The 16,122-nt window shown below is 66.4% G+C and carries 14 protein-coding genes; 4 read left to right on the forward strand and 10 right to left on the reverse strand.

Annotation, left to right across the window (positions count from 1 at the left end; translation table 11 throughout):
- The first annotated feature begins 383 nt into the window (after positions 1 to 383).
- A complete protein-coding gene (uvrA, locus tag J8I35_RS01100) occupies positions 384 to 6,278 on the forward strand; it encodes an excinuclease ABC subunit UvrA (RefSeq protein ID WP_209924241.1) in 5,895 nt (1,964 codons plus the stop codon).
- Positions 6,279 to 6,367: 89 nt separating this feature from the next.
- Here uvrA and J8I35_RS01105 read toward each other — a convergent pair whose 3' ends face one another.
- The 10 genes from J8I35_RS01105 to J8I35_RS01150 all read right to left on the reverse strand — a co-directional run bounded on the left by J8I35_RS01105 (position 6,368) and on the right by J8I35_RS01150 (position 13,024).
- Positions 6,368 to 7,309 carry an amino acid ABC transporter substrate-binding protein gene (locus tag J8I35_RS01105; RefSeq protein ID WP_209924242.1) on the reverse strand — a complete coding sequence of 314 codons (942 nt, stop codon included), beginning with the start codon at positions 7,307 to 7,309 and terminating at the stop codon, positions 6,368 to 6,370.
- Positions 7,310 to 7,322: 13 nt separating this feature from the next.
- Positions 7,323 to 8,630: a dicarboxylate/amino acid:cation symporter gene (locus J8I35_RS01110; RefSeq protein ID WP_050013516.1), complete on the reverse strand. Its 1,308-nt coding sequence runs from the start codon at positions 8,628 to 8,630 to the stop codon at positions 7,323 to 7,325.
- 403 nt (positions 8,631 to 9,033) lie between these two features.
- Positions 9,034 to 9,768 (reverse strand): ABC transporter substrate-binding protein, encoded by a 735-nt coding sequence (locus J8I35_RS01115; protein ID WP_209924243.1) that lies wholly within the window; start codon positions 9,766 to 9,768, stop codon positions 9,034 to 9,036.
- Between the two features lie 185 nt (positions 9,769 to 9,953).
- Positions 9,954 to 10,952, reverse strand: coding sequence for a zinc-dependent alcohol dehydrogenase family protein (locus tag J8I35_RS01120; protein ID WP_124652346.1), 999 nt, complete (start codon positions 10,950 to 10,952; stop codon positions 9,954 to 9,956).
- Between the two features lie 61 nt (positions 10,953 to 11,013).
- Positions 11,014 to 11,316: a metalloregulator ArsR/SmtB family transcription factor gene (locus tag J8I35_RS01125; RefSeq protein ID WP_124652349.1), complete on the reverse strand. Its 303-nt coding sequence runs from the start codon at positions 11,314 to 11,316 to the stop codon at positions 11,014 to 11,016.
- 157 nt (positions 11,317 to 11,473) lie between these two features.
- On the reverse strand, positions 11,474 to 11,680 hold the full coding sequence (locus tag J8I35_RS01130) for a hypothetical protein (RefSeq protein WP_124652351.1): 207 nt from the start codon (positions 11,678 to 11,680) through the stop codon (positions 11,474 to 11,476).
- Positions 11,681 to 11,689: 9 nt separating this feature from the next.
- The gene (gene rpsU / locus J8I35_RS01135; protein ID WP_050013514.1) at positions 11,690 to 11,902 is read right to left on the reverse strand and encodes a 30S ribosomal protein S21; all 213 of its coding nucleotides are present in this window, start codon (positions 11,900 to 11,902) and stop codon (positions 11,690 to 11,692) included.
- A gap of 35 nt (positions 11,903 to 11,937) precedes the next feature.
- Positions 11,938 to 12,147, reverse strand: a complete 210-nt coding sequence (locus tag J8I35_RS01140) for a hypothetical protein (RefSeq protein WP_050013513.1) — start codon at positions 12,145 to 12,147, stop codon at positions 11,938 to 11,940.
- 47 nt (positions 12,148 to 12,194) lie between these two features.
- Entirely contained in the window at positions 12,195 to 12,479 is a 285-nt protein-coding gene (locus J8I35_RS01145) for a hypothetical protein (RefSeq protein ID WP_050013644.1), read from the reverse strand.
- A 260-nt stretch (positions 12,480 to 12,739) separates the two neighbouring features.
- The gene (locus tag J8I35_RS01150) at positions 12,740 to 13,024 is read right to left on the reverse strand and encodes a hypothetical protein (RefSeq protein ID WP_050013512.1); all 285 of its coding nucleotides are present in this window, start codon (positions 13,022 to 13,024) and stop codon (positions 12,740 to 12,742) included.
- Positions 13,025 to 13,321: 297 nt separating this feature from the next.
- On the opposite strand from J8I35_RS01150, the gene J8I35_RS01155 reads away from it, so the two are divergent.
- The 3 genes from J8I35_RS01155 to J8I35_RS01165 are packed head-to-tail and all read left to right on the forward strand — an operon-like array spanning position 13,322 to position 15,952.
- Complete coding sequence (locus tag J8I35_RS01155; protein WP_089490070.1) at positions 13,322 to 14,284, forward strand: chromate resistance protein ChrB domain-containing protein; 963 nt, start codon at positions 13,322 to 13,324, stop codon at positions 14,282 to 14,284.
- A gap of 19 nt (positions 14,285 to 14,303) precedes the next feature.
- Positions 14,304 to 15,476: a chromate transporter gene (locus J8I35_RS01160; RefSeq protein ID WP_209924244.1), complete on the forward strand. Its 1,173-nt coding sequence runs from the start codon at positions 14,304 to 14,306 to the stop codon at positions 15,474 to 15,476.
- 14 nt (positions 15,477 to 15,490) lie between these two features.
- The gene (locus tag J8I35_RS01165) at positions 15,491 to 15,952 is read left to right on the forward strand and encodes a chromate resistance protein ChrB domain-containing protein (protein ID WP_050013510.1); all 462 of its coding nucleotides are present in this window, start codon (positions 15,491 to 15,493) and stop codon (positions 15,950 to 15,952) included.
- Positions 15,953 to 16,122 lie beyond the last annotated feature (170 nt).

Here is a 16,122-nt window from a genome sequence, read left to right on the forward strand (position 1 = left end):
CTTTTTGATGCGATTGAAACAAACGGTTAAGGAATATAAGTCATCGGTAATGAACAAGATTGTGACATTTTGTGAATTCGTCGTATGAATTACGCAATGGGTAAAAAGAGACGGAACCCGTCTTTTTTGTGGAATTTTTTACTTGCCCGGGCGGCGCGCTAGTAGATTGAACGGCGAATTCGGGCCACCGCGGCGCAGCATGTCGCAGTCATACGGCGGTCTGCGCCGGTCTTGCGGATGGCAGCAGCCGTCAATGGAAAACTGTATGAATGTACAGTATAGTATCCGTCGAACTCGATCGGCGCGGGCATCACCTGTGCGGCATCCGCCGCAGCGTTCCGGCACCGTGACTTCCGGCTAACTCATTCAGACGGGCAGGCAAATTGTCATCCAGCACTCTGATCCGCATTCGCGGAGCACGTCAGCACAACCTCAAGAATCTCGATCTCGACCTGCGCACCGGCGAAATGACGGTCGTCACCGGCCCGTCGGGCTCCGGCAAGTCGAGTCTCGTGTTCGACACGCTGTACGCGGAAGGCCAGCGGCGCTACGTCGAAACCTTCAGCGCGTATGCGCGGCAGTTCCTCGACCGGATGGATCGCCCGCAGGTCGAGCGCGTCGACGGCGTGCCGCCCGCGATCGCGATCGACCAGACCAACCCGGTGCGCAGTTCGCGCTCGACCGTCGGCACGATGACCGAGCTGAACGATCACCTGAAACTGCTGTACGCGCGCGCGGCGGAGCTGTTCGACCGCAAGACCGCGCGGCGGGTGCGGCACGACACGCCCGAAACGATCTACGCGGAACTCGTCGCGCGCACGCAGGCGGACGATCCGCGCGTCGTCGTCACATTCCCGGTCGAATTGCCGGAAGCGGTGTCCGACGAGGAAATCGCGCAGTGGCTGTCGGCGAGCGGCTACACGCGCGTGCAGGCGCAGCGCGAGGTAGCGTCCCCCACCGGGCCGCGCAAGCTGCTCGACGTGGTGGCCGACCGCTTCCGCGTGCAGCAGGCCGACAAGGTGCGCGTGGTCGAGGCGATCGAGGCGTCGCTGAAGCGCGGCGGTGGCCGCGTGAACGTGTATGTGCTCGCGCCCGAAGCGGAAAACGCAGTGGCGGAGCCGGTGATCTGGCGTTTCTCCACCGGGCTGCACGATCCCGACAGCGACTTGCGCTACGCGGAGCCGCAAGCCGCGCTGTTCTCGTTCAACTCCGCATACGGCGCGTGCGAAACGTGCCGCGGCTTCGGCCGCGTGATCGGCGTCGATCTCGGCCTCGTGATTCCCGACGCGCGCAAGACGCTGCGCGGCGGCGCGGTCAAGCCGATGCAGACGCCTGCGTGGAAAGAGTGCCAGGACGACCTGATGCGCTACGCGGCGAAGGCCGGCATCCGGCGCGACGTGGCGTGGTCCGAGCTGACGGACGCCGAGCGCGACTGGGTCGTCAACGGCTCGCCGGACTGGAACGGCAAGTGGCAGAGCCAGTGGTACGGCGTGAAGCGCTTCTTCGGTTACCTCGAATCGAAAGCGTACAAGATGCACATCCGCGTGCTGCTGTCGAAATACCGCAGCTACACGCCGTGCGACGTGTGCGGCGGCGCGCGCCTGAAGACGGAATCGCTGCAATGGCGGCTCGGCTCGAAAGAGAATGCCGACGGCGTGCTCGCGCCGGCCGATCGCTTCATGCCGCGCGGCGTCGACTGGAGCCGCGCGCAGCTCGAAGCGCTGCCGGGCCTGACCGTGCACGACCTGATGCTGCTGCCGATCGAGCGCATCCGCCGCTTCTTCGACGATATCGTTCTGCCGAGCGCGCTGCTCGACGATGCGCTGAAGCTGCTGCTCGCCGAAGTGCGCACGCGCCTGAAATACCTGTGCGACGTCGGGCTCGGCTACCTGACGCTCGATCGCCAGAGCCGCACGCTGTCGGGCGGCGAGGTGCAGCGGATCAACCTGACGACCGCGCTCGGCACGTCGCTCACGAAAACCCTGTTCGTGCTCGACGAGCCGAGCATCGGGCTGCATCCGCGCGATCTCACGCGGATCGTCGAGGCGATGCAGCGGCTGCGCGACGCGGGCAATACGTTGGTCGTGGTCGAGCACGATCCGTCGGTGATGCTCGCGGCCGATCGATTGATCGACATGGGGCCCGGCCCGGGCGAGCGCGGCGGCACGATCGTGTACGACGGCACGCCGGGCGACATTCGTTCCGCGCACACGCTGACGGGCGAGTATCTCGGCGGCCGCAAGCAGGTCGCGCATGCGTCGAACTGGGCGCGTCGCCCGGTCGACGCGAATACGCCGCGCATCGTGCTCGAAGGCGCGACCGAGCACAACCTGCGCGACGTGACGGTCGAGATTCCGCTGCAGCGGCTCGTCTGCGTGACGGGCGTGTCCGGCTCCGGCAAATCCACGCTGCTGCAGGACGTGCTGTATCCGGCGATGGCGCGGCACCACGGCAAGGCGACCGAATCGCCGGGCGCGTACCGCAGCCTCACGGGCGCCGACCAGGTCGGCGACGTCGTGTTCGTCGACCAGTCGCCGATCGGCAAGACCACGCGCTCGAACCCGGCGAGCTACGTCGGCGCGTTCGACGAAATCCGCAAGCTGTTCGCGAAGGCGCCGCTCGCGTTGCAACGCGGCTACGGTGCGGGCACGTTCAGCTTCAACTCGGGCGATGGCCGTTGCCCGACCTGCGGCGGCTCGGGCTTCGAACATATCGAAATGCAGTTCCTGAGCGACGTCTACCTGCGCTGCCCGGACTGCGACGGCAGCCGCTATCGCGCCGAGATCCTCGAAGTGCGCATCGAGCGCGACGGCCGCGCGCTGAACATCGCCGACGTGCTCGATCTCACCGTCAGCGAAGCGGCGGCGTTCTTCGCGACCGATGCCGAGGTGCTGCGCGTGCTGCAGCCGATCGTCGACGTCGGCCTCGAATACGTGAAGCTCGGCCAGCCGGTGCCGACGCTGTCGGGCGGCGAAGCGCAGCGCCTGAAGCTCGCCGGCTTCCTCGCCGAATCGGCGGCGGCGGCCAACGGGCGCCGGGTCGCGACGGAAGAGGCGCGCATCGCACGCGCGAAGCTGTTCATGTTCGACGAGCCGACCACCGGCCTGCACTTCGACGACATCGCGAAGCTGATGCAGGCGTTCGGCAAGCTGCTCGCGGCCGGCCATTCGCTGATCGTGATCGAGCACAACCTCGACGTGATCTGCGCGGCCGACTGGCTGATCGATCTCGGCCCGGAAGGCGGCGACGGCGGCGGCCTCGTGCTGTGCGCGGGCACGCCCGACGACGTGAAGGCGTGCGCCGAATCGCATACCGGCGTGGCGCTGCTGCAGTACGACCGCGAGATGGATGGCGACGCAGTGCGCGCCGACGAAGGTGTACCGCTGCAGGCCGTGCTGAACGCGGCGCGCGCGCGCCGGGCGATCGAAGGCGAGGACGTCGTGCGCATCGTCAACGCGCGCGAGCACAATCTGAAGGCGCTCGACGTCGACATCCCGCACGGCAAGTTCAACGTGATCACCGGCGTGTCGGGTTCCGGCAAGTCGACGCTCGCGTTCGACATCCTGTTCCACGAAGGCCAGCGCCGCTATCTCGAATCGCTGAACGCGTATGCGCGCTCGATCGTGCAGCCGGCCGGCCGCCCCGAGGTCGACGCGGTGTACGGCATTCCGCCGACCGTCGCGATCGAGCAGCGGCTGTCGCGCGGCGGCCGCAAGAGCACGGTCGCGACCACGTCCGAGGTATGGCACTTCCTGCGGCTGCTGTATGTGAAGCTCGGCCTGCAGCACTGCATCCACGACGGCACGCCGGTCACGTCGCAGTCCGTCGAATCGATCGCCGCGCAACTGCTGCGCGATCATCGCGGCGAACACGTGGGGCTGCTCGCGCCGCTCGTCGTCAACCGCAAGGGCGTATATACGGATCTCGCGAAGTGGGCGAAGGCGCGCGGCAGCACGCATCTGCGCGTCGACGGCGAATTCGTCACGGTCGACCCGTGGCCGAAGCTCGACCGCTTCCGCGAGCACACGATCGAATTGCCGGTGGCCGATCTCGTCGTGTCGCCGGACAACGAGGCCGAGTTGCGGCGCAGGCTCGACGAGACGCTCGAGCTCGGCAAGGGCGTGATGCATCTGCTCGCGCCGCTCGACGGGTTGCACCATGCGATGCAGAACGATCATTCGACCGCGCAGGTCGGCGCGGTCAAGGTGCTGTCGGTCAAGCGCGCGTGCCCGGTGTGCGGCACGAGCTATCCGGAGCTCGACCCGCGGATGTTCTCGTACAACAGCAAGCACGGCTGGTGCACGACCTGCGTCGGCACCGGCGTCACGCTCACGCGCGAACAGCGCGCCGCATACGACGACACGGTGCTCGCCGGCGACGATCGCGGCCGCGAGCAAACCTTGCCGTCGGACGAGCAGGAGCCGGAAGGCGTCGGCAACGAGCCCTGTCCGGATTGCCAGGGCACGCGGCTGAACCCGTCCGCGCGCGCGGTCACGTTCGACGCGCATCCGATCGTCGAGGTCGCGCAGTGGACGGTGTCGGACACGCGCCGCTGGATCGACGCGCTCGAACTCACCGGGCGCGACGCGCAGATCGCGCGCGACATCGTCAGCGAGATCGGCAGCCGCCTCGCGTTTCTCGAGGAAGTCGGGCTCGGCTACCTGAGCCTCGACCGCGCGGCGCCGAGCCTGTCGGGCGGCGAAGCGCAGCGGATCCGGCTGGCCGCGCAGCTCGGCAGCAACCTGCAGGGCGTGTGCTACGTACTCGACGAGCCGACGATCGGCCTGCATCCGCGCGACAACCAGATCCTGCTCGACGCATTGCGCAAGCTCGGCGACAAGGGCAACACGCTCGTCGTCGTCGAGCATGACGAGGACACGATCCGCCGTGCCGATCACATCATCGATATCGGCCCGGGCGCAGGCAAGCGCGGCGGCAAGCTGGTCGCCGAAGGCGCGGTGGGCGATCTGGCCGCGCAGCCGGATTCGGTCACGGGGCGCCTGCTCGCGCAGCCGATGCTGCACCCGCTGCAACCACGCCGCAGCGTGAGCCTGCCGGGCAAGAAGGGCGGTGAAGCCGTGCCGGAAGCGTGGCTGACCGTGCATGGCGCGAGACTGCACAACCTGCGCGACGTCACCGTCGGCATTCCGCTCGCGCGGCTCGTCGCGGTGACGGGCGTCAGCGGCTCGGGCAAGTCGACGCTCGCGCGCGACGTGCTGATGACGAACCTGCTCGACGCGGTCGGCCGCTCGGTACTGTCGTCGCCGGCCACGCGGCGTGCGCGCAAGGCCGCGCAGCAGGATGCGACGGCCACGAACCGCCGTTCGAGCGTGCTCGCGCGCAGCGCACCGCGGCCGTCGCTGAACGTCACGCATGCGTGGCAGGGCTGCGAGTCGCTGAGCGGCTGGGAGCAGATCGATCGCGTGCTCGAAGTCGACCAGACGCCGATCGGCAAGACGCCGCGTTCGTGCCCGGCCACCTACATCGGCGTGTGGGACACGATCCGCAAGCTGTTCGCGGATACGCTCGAAGCGCGCGCCCGCGGCTATACGGCGTCGCGTTTCTCTTTCAATACCGGCGACGGGCGTTGCCCCGCGTGCGAAGGGCAAGGCGTGCGCACGATCGGCATGAGCTTCCTGCCCGACGTGAAGGTGCCGTGCGACGTGTGCCACGGGCAGCGTTTCAATCCGGAAACGCTCGCCGTCACGTGGCGCGGCCGGAACATCGGCGACGTGCTGACGATGGAGATCGACGAGGCGGTGGAATTTTTCGCGCCGATCTCGAACATCGCGCATCCGCTGCAACTGATGAAGGATGTCGGGCTCGGCTACCTGACGCTCGGCCAGCCGTCGCCGACGCTGTCCGGCGGCGAGGCGCAGCGCATCAAGCTCGTCACCGAACTGACGAAGGTGCGCGACGACATCACGCGCCGCGGCCAGAAGGCGCCACACACGCTGTACGTGCTCGACGAGCCGACGGTCGGCCTGCACATGGCCGACGTCGCGAAGCTGATTCGCGTGCTGCACCGGCTGGTCGATGCGGGGCATAGCGTCGTCGTGATCGAGCACGACCTCGACGTGATCGCGGAAGCCGACTGGATCATCGATCTCGGCCCGGAGGGCGGCGTGGGCGGCGGCACGATCGTCGCGGCGGCGCCGCCGGAAGCGCTCGCGAAGGTGAGCGCGAGCCATACCGGGCAGGCGCTGAAGCCGGTGCTGGCGCGAACGGCCAGCGAAGGTGCGGAAGCGGCGCAGCAGGGCGCGGCGCGGGTCGGCTGAGCGCGTTGCATCCGGCAAGCGGCCCCGGTGCCGGGTGAGGCATCGGGGCCGCTCTCGTTTCGTCATTCATGTCGACGACGGCGCCGCGCTCAATTCCCGTTGACGCCGATCGCCTCGATGATCGTCTCCAGTTGCGGGCTCATCGGCAGGTTGAGACTCAAGCCCGACGGAAGCGGACGCAGGAACCAGCGCTTGTACTGCCGCGCGATCTCGCCGTCGGCGGCCAGTTCCTGGAACGTGGTTTTCACGACCTGCGCGAGCTGCGGATCGTCCTTGCGGAACATGATGCCGTACGGGTCGTAGGACAGAAAATCGCCCACCACGTCGTACTGGCCGCCCTTGCTCGCGTTCTCGGCGATCAGGCCGTACAGCAGCACGTCGTCCGTCGCGAACGCGTCGGCGCCGCCGTTCGCGACGAGCGCGAAGCCCTGCGCATGATCGGGCACCACCTGGAGCTGGATCCCGAGCCTGAACCGCTCGTTCAGGTCGCGCAGCGCCTTCTCGTTGGTCGTACCGGCCGTCACCGCGACCTTCTTGCCTGCGAGATCGCGGAACGAGCGGATCGGCGCGCCGCGTTTCACCATCACCTTCGTGCCGGCCACGAAGAAGATCGGCGAGAACGCCACGCGCTTCTGGCGCTCGAGGTTGCTGGTCGTGGAGCCGCATTCCAGATCGACCTTGCCGCTGACCACCGCGTCGATGCGGTTGTCGGACGTGACCGGCACCCAGCGGATCGTCAGGCTCTTGTTGATCGCATCCTCGATCGACGACACGAGCGCCTTGCACAGCTCGATCGAATAGCCGATCGGCTGGTTGCGCGCGTTCAGGTACGAGAACGGGATCGACGCGTCGCGATAGCCGAGCGCGATCGTGCCGCTGCCGCGCACCTTCGCGAGCGTGCCGGTCAGTTGGGCCGGCGCGAACGGTTCGACGCGCGGCAGCGTCGACGGTGCATCTTCCGCGTGCGTGGTCGCGCCCGCGGCAAGCAGGCCCGCGAGCGCGAGCGCACGCCAGAATCGCTGCATCTTCATCGCCGGGCCTCCGTCAGACTTCGGTCGGATGTGCGATCGTCGCTTCCTGTTCCGCTTCGATGCGCGCCGCGTTGGCTTCGGCTTCCGCTTCCGACAGCAGCTGGCCTTCCCATTTCGCGACCACCGCGCTCGCGATCGAGTTGCCGACCGCGTTCGTGGCCGAGCGGCCCATGTCGAGGAACGTGTCGACGCCGAGAATCAGCAGCAGGCCGGCCTCCGGCAGCCCGAACTGGTGCAGCGTGGCCGCGATCACGACGAGCGACGCGCGCGGCACGCCGGCCATCCCCTTCGACGTGAGCATCAGCACCAGCAGCATCGTGATCTGCGTGCCGAGCGACAGGTGGATGTTGTACGCCTGTGCGATGAACAGCGACGCGAACGTGCAGTACATCATCGAGCCGTCGAGATTGAACGAGTACCCCATCGGCATCACGAAGCTCGAAATCTTGCGCTTCACGCCGAAGCGGTCGAGCGCGTCGAGGATCTTCGGATACGCGGCTTCGGAGCTGGCCGTCGCGAACGACAGCATGAACGCTTCCTTGATCAGCAGCAGCAGCTTGAACACGCGACGGCCGAGGAACAGCAGCCCGGCACACACGAGCAATGCCCAGAGCAGGAACAGGCTGACGTAGAAGTCGCCCATGAACACCGCGAACTTCAGCAGCACCGACAGCCCGTTGACCGCGACGGTCGCGGCCATCGCGGCCATCACCGCGAGCGGCGCGAGCTTCATCACGTAGCCGGTGATCTTGAGCATCACGTGCGACAACTGGTCGATCGCGGCGATGAGGATCTTCCCGCGCTCGCCGAGCGCGGCGAGCGCGACGCCGAAGAACATCGAGAACACGACGATCTGCAGGATTTCGTTGTTCGCCATCGCCTCGGCGAACGACTTCGGCACCATGTGGCCGACGAAATCCTTCAACGTGAACTTGGACGTCGCGAGGTTCGCCGATGCGCCGATGTCCGGCAGCGGCAAGCCGAGATTGTCGCCGGGCCGCAGCAGGTTCGCCATCAGCAGCCCGAGCAGCAGCGAGACCAGCGACGCGGTGACGAACCAGCCGAACGCTTTCGCGAACACGCGTCCGACCGAGGCCGCGTCGCCCATGTGCGCGATGCCGACCACCAGCGTGGAGAAGACGAGCGGGCCGATCACCATCTTGATCAGGCGCAGGAACACGTCGGAGACGAGCGAGATGTACCCGGCGATTTCAGCGGCGGCCTTCTTGTCCGGAAAGCTCGTGAAGACCATGTAGCCGATCGCGATGCCTGCCACCATCGCGATCAGGATCCAGACGGCTGCAGCATTCTTTTTTCGCATCGTAAGCCTCCCATGCAGCGGTTTCGCAATCGGGGATGGGAGGACGATACAGGACCAGAATGGCGATGAACAGTGCAACCGGGTTCGGGTTTGCGCTAGCGCCGGGTAACGGCCGATCGGGCGACGGCGGCTGCGCCGGTGGCGCTCCGCGACCGAAGCCGGCGCAACCGGCTACCGGTTTGTGCGGAGCAGCACGTCGCCTGTTCGGCGGTCGCCGGATCGGGACGACCTGCGCCGCTGCGCCATTTGCGCCTGTGCTGTGCCTATAGGCGGGCGATGCTGCGTTGCCGCGACGTTGCACTCGTCATGCGCGCGAGGATCGGGCAGGCGCGTGCTGAAATCGCACGCCTGCGCCGCGAGCCGGACGATCTCGGCGGCCAGCGCGACGGCACGCGGTTTTCGATCAGGCCGCCGGCGCGAGCGATGCGCCCGTGATGCCGTGCCGGCGCAGCGAATCGGCGACGAAGCCCGACGCCTTCATTTCCTCGACGAAGGCGCTCAGTGCCGCGGCGGCGGCGTCGCCACGGCTCTTCGGCACGCCCATCGCCTGCCGGATCACCATGAAGCGTTCGTCGAGCAGGCGCAGGCCGGGCGTTTTCGCGGCATCGGTTTCGAGCTGCTGCTTCACGCCGGCCGCCACTTCCAGTTGCTGCTCGACGAACGTCGCCACGACGGCTTGCGACGTCGGTGCGCGCACGATCGTCGCGGCCTTCAGTTCGCGGGTGAGGAATAGGTCGTACGCGCTGCCCTTGCCGACGGCCACGCGGTTGTGCGGCTGGTCGACGTCCGCGTTGGTGCGGATCGGCGATGCGTCCGGCACGAGATAGAAGCCTTCGATCAGCACGTACGGCGCGGTGAACGCGACCGTTTCGCCGCGCAACGGATCGACCGCGAAGAAGCCGAAATCGGCGCGCTCGTCGGTCAGCGCCTGCACCGACTTGCCGGCGGCGTCGAACACGACGAGTTCGAGGTCGACCGACAGGCGCTCGGCGAATGCACGGGCGAGGTCGATCGATACGCCGAACGGTTCGCCCGTTGCCGGGTCGCGGTTCGCGAGGATCGGGTTGCCGAGGTTGATCGAGGCGCGGAGCTTGCCGGTGGGGGTGAAGGCGGAGACGACAGCTGGAGCGATGGGCATGGGCGGACTCGCGGGAGGCGTAGGGTCAGTCGGGTGACGGGATGCGCGACGGCGCGTCGACGTCGAGCTTATCACCGGACGTCGGGGGGAGCGTGTCGCGGGGCGTTCCGGCGTCGAAACCTCGAGCTGGCGCGACCGCTTCGCGGTCGCTCGCCACACAGTGTCCCGGGCGCACGACCACCCCGCTATGCGTTCCGGCTCCGGTCGGCAGCGAGGTGCGCGGACGGTTCGACCGCAATCGCGATTTTTCCGCGAATGCCGTTGTCGGGGCGCTCCAGCCGCGCATGGGCGAGCGGAATGTCGGCAAGCGAATAGACGGCGCCGATGTGCGGCCGCAACTGGCCGCGCTCGACCAACGCCCTCAACTCGTCGAGCTTGCCGCGGTTTTGCCGCGTGAAGACGAAGTGATAACTCGCGTTCTTGCCCCACGCCTGAAGCAGGTTTTGTGGCTGTGCGATGTCGACGATCGTGACGACGCGGCCAAGCTGGGCGAGCGCGTCGGGGCTGCGCGACAACGTGTTGCCGCCGACGGTGTCGAACACGACATCGACGCCGCGGCCGCCCGTTTCCCGCATGATCGCGTCGACGTAGTCCTCGTGCCGGTAGTCGATGACCTCATCGGCGCCCAGGCTTCGTGCGAACGCGAAGTTGGCTTCGCGCACGGTCGTGAACACCCGGGCTCCGATCGCTTTGGCGAGCTGGATCGCCACGTGGCCGACGCCGCCCGCGCCGCCGTGCACCAGAATGCTTTCGCCCACCCTGAGCGCCGCCCGCACGACCAGGGCTTCCCACGCCGTTCCGCCCACCAGCGTCAGGCTGGCCGCCTCGAGATGGCTCAGTGACGAGGGCTTCTTCCCGACGATGCTTTCGGCCGCGACGTGGAACTCGGCATAACTGCCGGGTCCGTCGAAGATCTGCGGGGTATACCAGACTGCGTCTCCCGGCGAGAAATTCGTCACGCCCGGCCCGACCGCTTCGACCACGCCGGACACGTCATGCCCGGTGATGGCGGGCAGCGGCACCAGGTCGGGATAATCGCCCCGCCGGACCTGGTAATCCAGCGGATTGATCGAGGTGGCATGTACCCGGACCAGGACTTGTCCCGCATGCGGTACGGGCGTGGGCACATCGCACGGTTCGAACGCATCCGGACCGCCAAATGATTTGAGTCGCATTGCTTGCATCGCACGTCCTCGTTTCGATAAAAAGGGATATCGGGAATTATCGATATATTCGGGTAAAAAATTACAGCTCCGTGCCGATGCGCTCGGCAAGCGCACGGATCGCCGCTTCGTTTCGCTTGTAGTACGTCCACTGGCCGATGCGCCGGACTTCGACCAGGCCGGCACGTTGCAGCGTCGCCAGATAATCGGACACCGTCGACTGCGACAGCCCGACGCCTTCCTGAATGCTGCTGACGCAGACGCCCACCGTGTGAACGTCCCCTTCGTCCTGCGGCGGGAAGTGCTTCCCGGGATCCTTCAAACCCCGCAGGATTTCAAGGCGTGTCCGGTTCGAGAGGGCTTTGAAGATATCGAGCAATTCCATGGCGTGATCATATCGACATTTACCGATATGTCAATACGGCCGCCGGCCGCTTCCGGGGAGTGGCAGCTGGGTGACGCCGCGGGCGTCTATCTGGTTCGTCCGGCCGTGCCTGGTCCGTCTTGTGAGGGGCGATACTTGCGATTGCGCCGGTGTCGGCTCACCCCTGAATGCTGAGCGCCTTCTCGATCGCGGCAATCAGCTTGAACGCATCGCTGCGCGCGATCAGAAACCCGCGGCTGGTGTACTCGCACCCGAACGCATAGAAGCTCGGGAGCAGTGTCACGCTGTCGTTCTTCGGATCGAAATCGACTTCGCATCTCGTCAGCGGGAAGAACGGAGGCGCCTCGGCCGGCATGTCGTCCACGATGCGCGCCTAGTACATTTTTCGGGGCGGCAACAGGCGCTTCGCCTGCAAGCGCTGTCGGGCAACGGCGCTGGCTTTTTTCCGCTTGCGCTCCGTCGTCGGCTTCTCGTAGCTCGTGCGACTGCGCAGCTCGCGAATCAGTCCGGTTTTCTCGATGTCGCGCCGGAATCGCCGCAGCGTGACATCGATCGGTTCGTTCAGCTTCGGCGTGATTGTCGTCATGTAGATTCTGTCTGGAAAGAGGTGGGAACGGAAAGCTAGCCGAGCCGCGTCATGACGGCGCTGGCTATCTCGTCGGATTCGAATTCCGAATAGCCTGCGCCGATCGATAGCGCACGTACCGCCATGAACATGTGCAGCTCGGGTTGATGGCACATCGCCGAATCGGCGAGGCCGGCAGGCACGGCGGTGTCGATCCGGGTGACTTCACGCCGGCTGATCAAGCCGAGCAGTTCGTCGATGATCATTTCGACCTCCAAAATACCAACACACTATGTGGCGTTGACGAGCCGCGTCAGCACGCGCTGGCGAAGAATCCCTGTTTGCCACGATTGTCGTCGATGATGTTCTCGGCATAGCGCACCGACGCTCGACGCGCGTCACCGGCGTTATCGAACGGGGACGTGTCGCGCAATCTGAAGGTCTGGCTCTGCGTCAGCGTATCGGTGGTGCCGCGCAGGCAAATCTTGACGGCCGCGTCGAACCCGGCATCGTAGTTATGCGGGCTGCCGTTCAGCGCGGCAACGTGAGGATAAATGAGTGGATAAATCTCGAATCCACGATAGACGTGCATGCTCATGACGAACTCCTGGCGTTCGGCCACGACGAGTCGCATGGGCGAACACATCCGGCCGGTATTCCCGTTATGGGGCGGGCCGATGGGTGAAGGGGACAACGTTGCAGCGCGAAGGGGGGGGCGATGCAGCAAGCGGGCGGGTGGAGGGGCGAACGGTCAAAGGACGGCTGATCGCGCGGATGAACTCATCATACGCGCATCGTTTGCCGAGCGGTCGATTTATTCCGGGGTTGGCGCACGCACGGGCACGCCCGGCGGCGACGTCAGAGCGTCGTCAGCAACTGCAACTGACGTTCGGTCTCGTTTCCCGCGACCAGCGAAAAGAACCCGGTCTCGCGACGTTCGACGACCGTGAGCCCCTCGCTGTCGGAGAAGACGTTCCACGCGCTGTCGTCGACATGGGCGATCGCGCCGCGCGTGCGCGCGAATGCCAGCAATAGCGGACTCGCCTGGCGGCGCAGCACTTGACGATCCGCATTCAACACATAAGGTGGCCAGCCGGCCCGAAGGACGAGATAGTAAGGAATGGAGCCGGGATCGATGGTCATTGGGGCCGTTTCATGTGTGGGCCTGCGTTTGCCGTCCGGCTGCATTCGGAGCGGTGTCGGCGAAAGCGTGCGATGGAGCGAGGGGCGTTCGCCGTGGCGTGCTTTCAGTTTATGCGTTGAACCGCTCGATTCGCAGGATATCGCAACGATGTCCCGCGGCGTCGGTCCGGCGACGACGCGATCCGGCCGTCAGGCCGAGCGCTCGCTCCGCGCGTCGAGCGGAACTGCCTGCCACCGAAGTGTTGTAGCGATATCTACTGAATTGCAGTGCTCGTGACGGCCCATTATGCTGCCGTCATGAATCCTGCGCCGACGTCGTGGCTCCTGCTGATCGTCAGTCTGCCGACTTCCGGCGCGACTGCGCGCATGCGCATCTGGCGTACCGTCAAGGCGCTCGGCTGCGGCGCGTTGCGCGACGGTGCCTACCTGTTGCCCGCGCATGCCGAGCAGGCGGCGCAGTTGCGCGAGCTGGCCGACGACGCGCGTAACGGCGACGGCCACGCGTGGCTGCTGGATGTCCATGCGGACGATCCCGCGGACGAACAAGCATACAAGTCGCTGTTCGATCGCGCGGGCGATTACGCAGACTGGCTTGCCGAGCTTTCGGAGGCGCGCAAGGCGCTGTCCGATCTGGCGGCAGCCGATCTCAATCGCCTGCAACGCCGCCACGCGCGCACGTACGACGCCATTCGAAGCATCGATTTCTTTCCCGGCGAAACGTCGCTGCGCGCGCAGGCGCAATGGCGGGATTTCACCGCCGCGATCGAAGCGCGGCGCTCTCCCGGCGAGCCGCATGCCGCCCAACGCGGCATTCCCCGTCGCGACCCCGCGCAGTATCAGGGCAGGGTGTGGGCGACGCGCCGTCACCTGTGGGTCGATCGCGTCGCCAGCGCGTGGCTGATTCGGCGTTTCATCGATCCGCATGCGCGCTTCGTGTGGCTGGACAACCTTGCCGATTGTCCGGCTGACGCGCTCGGCTTCGATTTCGACGGCGCGCCGTTCACGCATGTGGGCGATCGCGTGTCGTTCGAGGTCCTGGTCGCGAGCTTCGGGCTTGGCGACAACGACGGACTCGTCCGGCTGGGGGCCATGGTGCATGCGCTGGACGTGGGCGGCGCCACCGTGCCGGAAGCCGCCGGATTCGAGGCCATTCTCGCGGGCGCCCGCAAGCGTCTGGCCGACGACGATGCGTTGCTGATGGAGATCGGCGCGGTACTCGATTCGTTGTACGTGCATTTGCGCGGCAACCGCAAACCCTGACCTCGCTGCCCGCCTCGACATGAATACACATCGCGACCGTCCGGCCTATACGCTGGGGCAACTGATCCTGTACTTCGCGTGGCTCGGCGCGACGGGTTTCGGCGGGCCCGTCGCGCTGGCCGGCTACATGCATCGGGACCTCGTGGACACGCGCCGCTGGATCGCGGACGCGGACTACAAGGAAGGCCTGGCGCTCGCGCAGCTGGCTCCCGGCCCGCTTGCCGCGCAACTGGCGATCTATCTCGGCTACGTGCACTACCGGATCGTCGGCGCCACGATGGTCGGGATCGCGTTCGTGCTGCCGTCGTTTCTGATGGTGGTGCTGCTCGGCTACGCGTACACGCGCTTCGGCGGCCTCACGTGGATGCAGTCGGTGTTCTACGGCGTCGGCGCGGCGGTGATCGGCATCATCGCGATCAGCGCACGCAAGCTGACCGCGAAAAGCGTCGGTCGCGACAAGCTCCTTTGGGCGATCTATCTCGCGCTGGTCGCCGTGACGGTGATCACGGAATCCGAAGTGGCGTGGCTGTTTCTCGCGGCCGGCGTGCTCGTCTGGTTCACGCGCGCGCCGCCGAGGTGGTTGCGCCAGCGGCGCGTCAATGCGGCCGTGGCGTTGCCCGTGTCCGCCACCGGCGCATGGCTCGGTATCGTCGACTGGCCGCAGCTCGCGCAACTCGCCGTCTTCTTCGCGAAGGCGGGCGCGTTCGTGTTCGGCTCGGGGCTCGCGATCGTGCCGTTCCTCTATGGCGGCGTGGTCACCGAGCACCATTGGCTCAACGAGAAGCAGTTCGTCGACGCCGTGGCGGTCGCGATGATCACGCCGGGCCCGGTCGTCATCACGGTCGGCTTCATCGGCTATCTGGTGGCGGGGCTGCCGGGCGCGTGCGTGGCGGCAGCCGGCACGTTCCTGCCGTGCTATCTGTTCACGGTGTTGCCGGCGCCGTACTTCAAGAAGTACGGCAGGCTGCCGGCGATCCTGGCATTCGTCGACGGCGTGACGGCCGCGGCCGTCGGCGCGATCACGGGATCGGTGATCGTGCTGGCCCGGCGTTCGATCGTCGACGTGCCCACCGCGTTGATGGCGCTCGCGACGATCGTGCTGCTGGTCAGGTTCAGGAAGCTGTCGGAGCCGGTGGTCGTGGGCGGGGCCGCCGTGATCGGCCTGATCGTGTACCCGCTGTTGCATCACTGATCGTGGAGGCCGCCATGCAATGGATTACGCGACAACGTCCGAAAATCGACCGGGTGGCGTGCCCCTGGCTCATTGCCCGTTTTATCGACGAGACGCCCGAATTTCTGTACGTCCCGCCGGGCGACGTGCTGCGGATCGCCGACGAGACCGGGGCGATTCCGTACGACATTCCGGGCGTGGAGTTGACGCACGTCGGCGAGCAATGCAGCTTCGACGCGTTTCTCGACAAGTATGGTCTGACCGACGATCGGGCGTTGCAGCACATGGCCCGCATCATTCGCGGCGCGGATACGTCGCGGCTCGACCTGACGCCGCAGTCGAGCGGCCTTTATGCGATTTCGCTCGGACTGTCGGACATGTTTGCCGACGATCACGACATGCTCGAGCATGGTCTGGTCATGTACGACGCGCTTTACGCGTGGTGTAGGCATTGTCAGGCCGAAGGCCATGCATGGCCGCCGAAGATGGCGGAGTGACGACGCGGGAAATGGCGGATTCGACGGATGAAAAAATGCCCGCGATGCGCGGGCATTTCGTCAACAGTTGCCTTTCTTGGCCTGTCCCGGCGGACAGAATCCATTCCCCGGCCCGCCTTGCGGCGCGACCACGACCGGTGGGCCCGGAACATAGGCGACGCACCCGCTGA

Source organism: Burkholderia sp. CpTa8-5 (genome assembly GCF_017815045.1).
Classification (GTDB): Bacteria; Pseudomonadota; Gammaproteobacteria; order Burkholderiales; family Burkholderiaceae; genus Burkholderia; species Burkholderia sola.

Coding starts and splice junctions, on each gene's coding strand:
- J8I35_RS01165 (WP_050013510.1), top strand. CDS start 15,491: ATGCAATGGATTACGCGACAACGTCCGAAAATCGACCGGGTGGCGTGC.
- J8I35_RS01145 (WP_050013644.1), bottom strand. CDS start 12,479: ATGAGCATGCACGTCTATCGTGGATTCGAGATTTATCCACTCATTTAT.
- J8I35_RS01105 (WP_209924242.1), bottom strand. CDS start 7,309: ATGAAGATGCAGCGATTCTGGCGTGCGCTCGCGCTCGCGGGCCTGCTT.
- J8I35_RS01140 (WP_050013513.1), bottom strand. CDS start 12,147: ATGATCATCGACGAACTGCTCGGCTTGATCAGCCGGCGTGAAGTCACC.
- J8I35_RS01110 (WP_050013516.1), bottom strand. CDS start 8,630: ATGCGAAAAAAGAATGCTGCAGCCGTCTGGATCCTGATCGCGATGGTG.
- J8I35_RS01115 (WP_209924243.1), bottom strand. CDS start 9,768: ATGCCCATCGCTCCAGCTGTCGTCTCCGCCTTCACCCCCACCGGCAAG.
- J8I35_RS01125 (WP_124652349.1), bottom strand. CDS start 11,316: ATGGAATTGCTCGATATCTTCAAAGCCCTCTCGAACCGGACACGCCTT.
- J8I35_RS01155 (WP_089490070.1), top strand. CDS start 13,322: ATGAATCCTGCGCCGACGTCGTGGCTCCTGCTGATCGTCAGTCTGCCG.
- J8I35_RS01160 (WP_209924244.1), top strand. CDS start 14,304: ATGAATACACATCGCGACCGTCCGGCCTATACGCTGGGGCAACTGATC.
- J8I35_RS01120 (WP_124652346.1), bottom strand. CDS start 10,952: ATGCAAGCAATGCGACTCAAATCATTTGGCGGTCCGGATGCGTTCGAA.
- rpsU (WP_050013514.1), bottom strand. CDS start 11,902: ATGACGACAATCACGCCGAAGCTGAACGAACCGATCGATGTCACGCTG.
- J8I35_RS01150 (WP_050013512.1), bottom strand. CDS start 13,024: ATGACCATCGATCCCGGCTCCATTCCTTACTATCTCGTCCTTCGGGCC.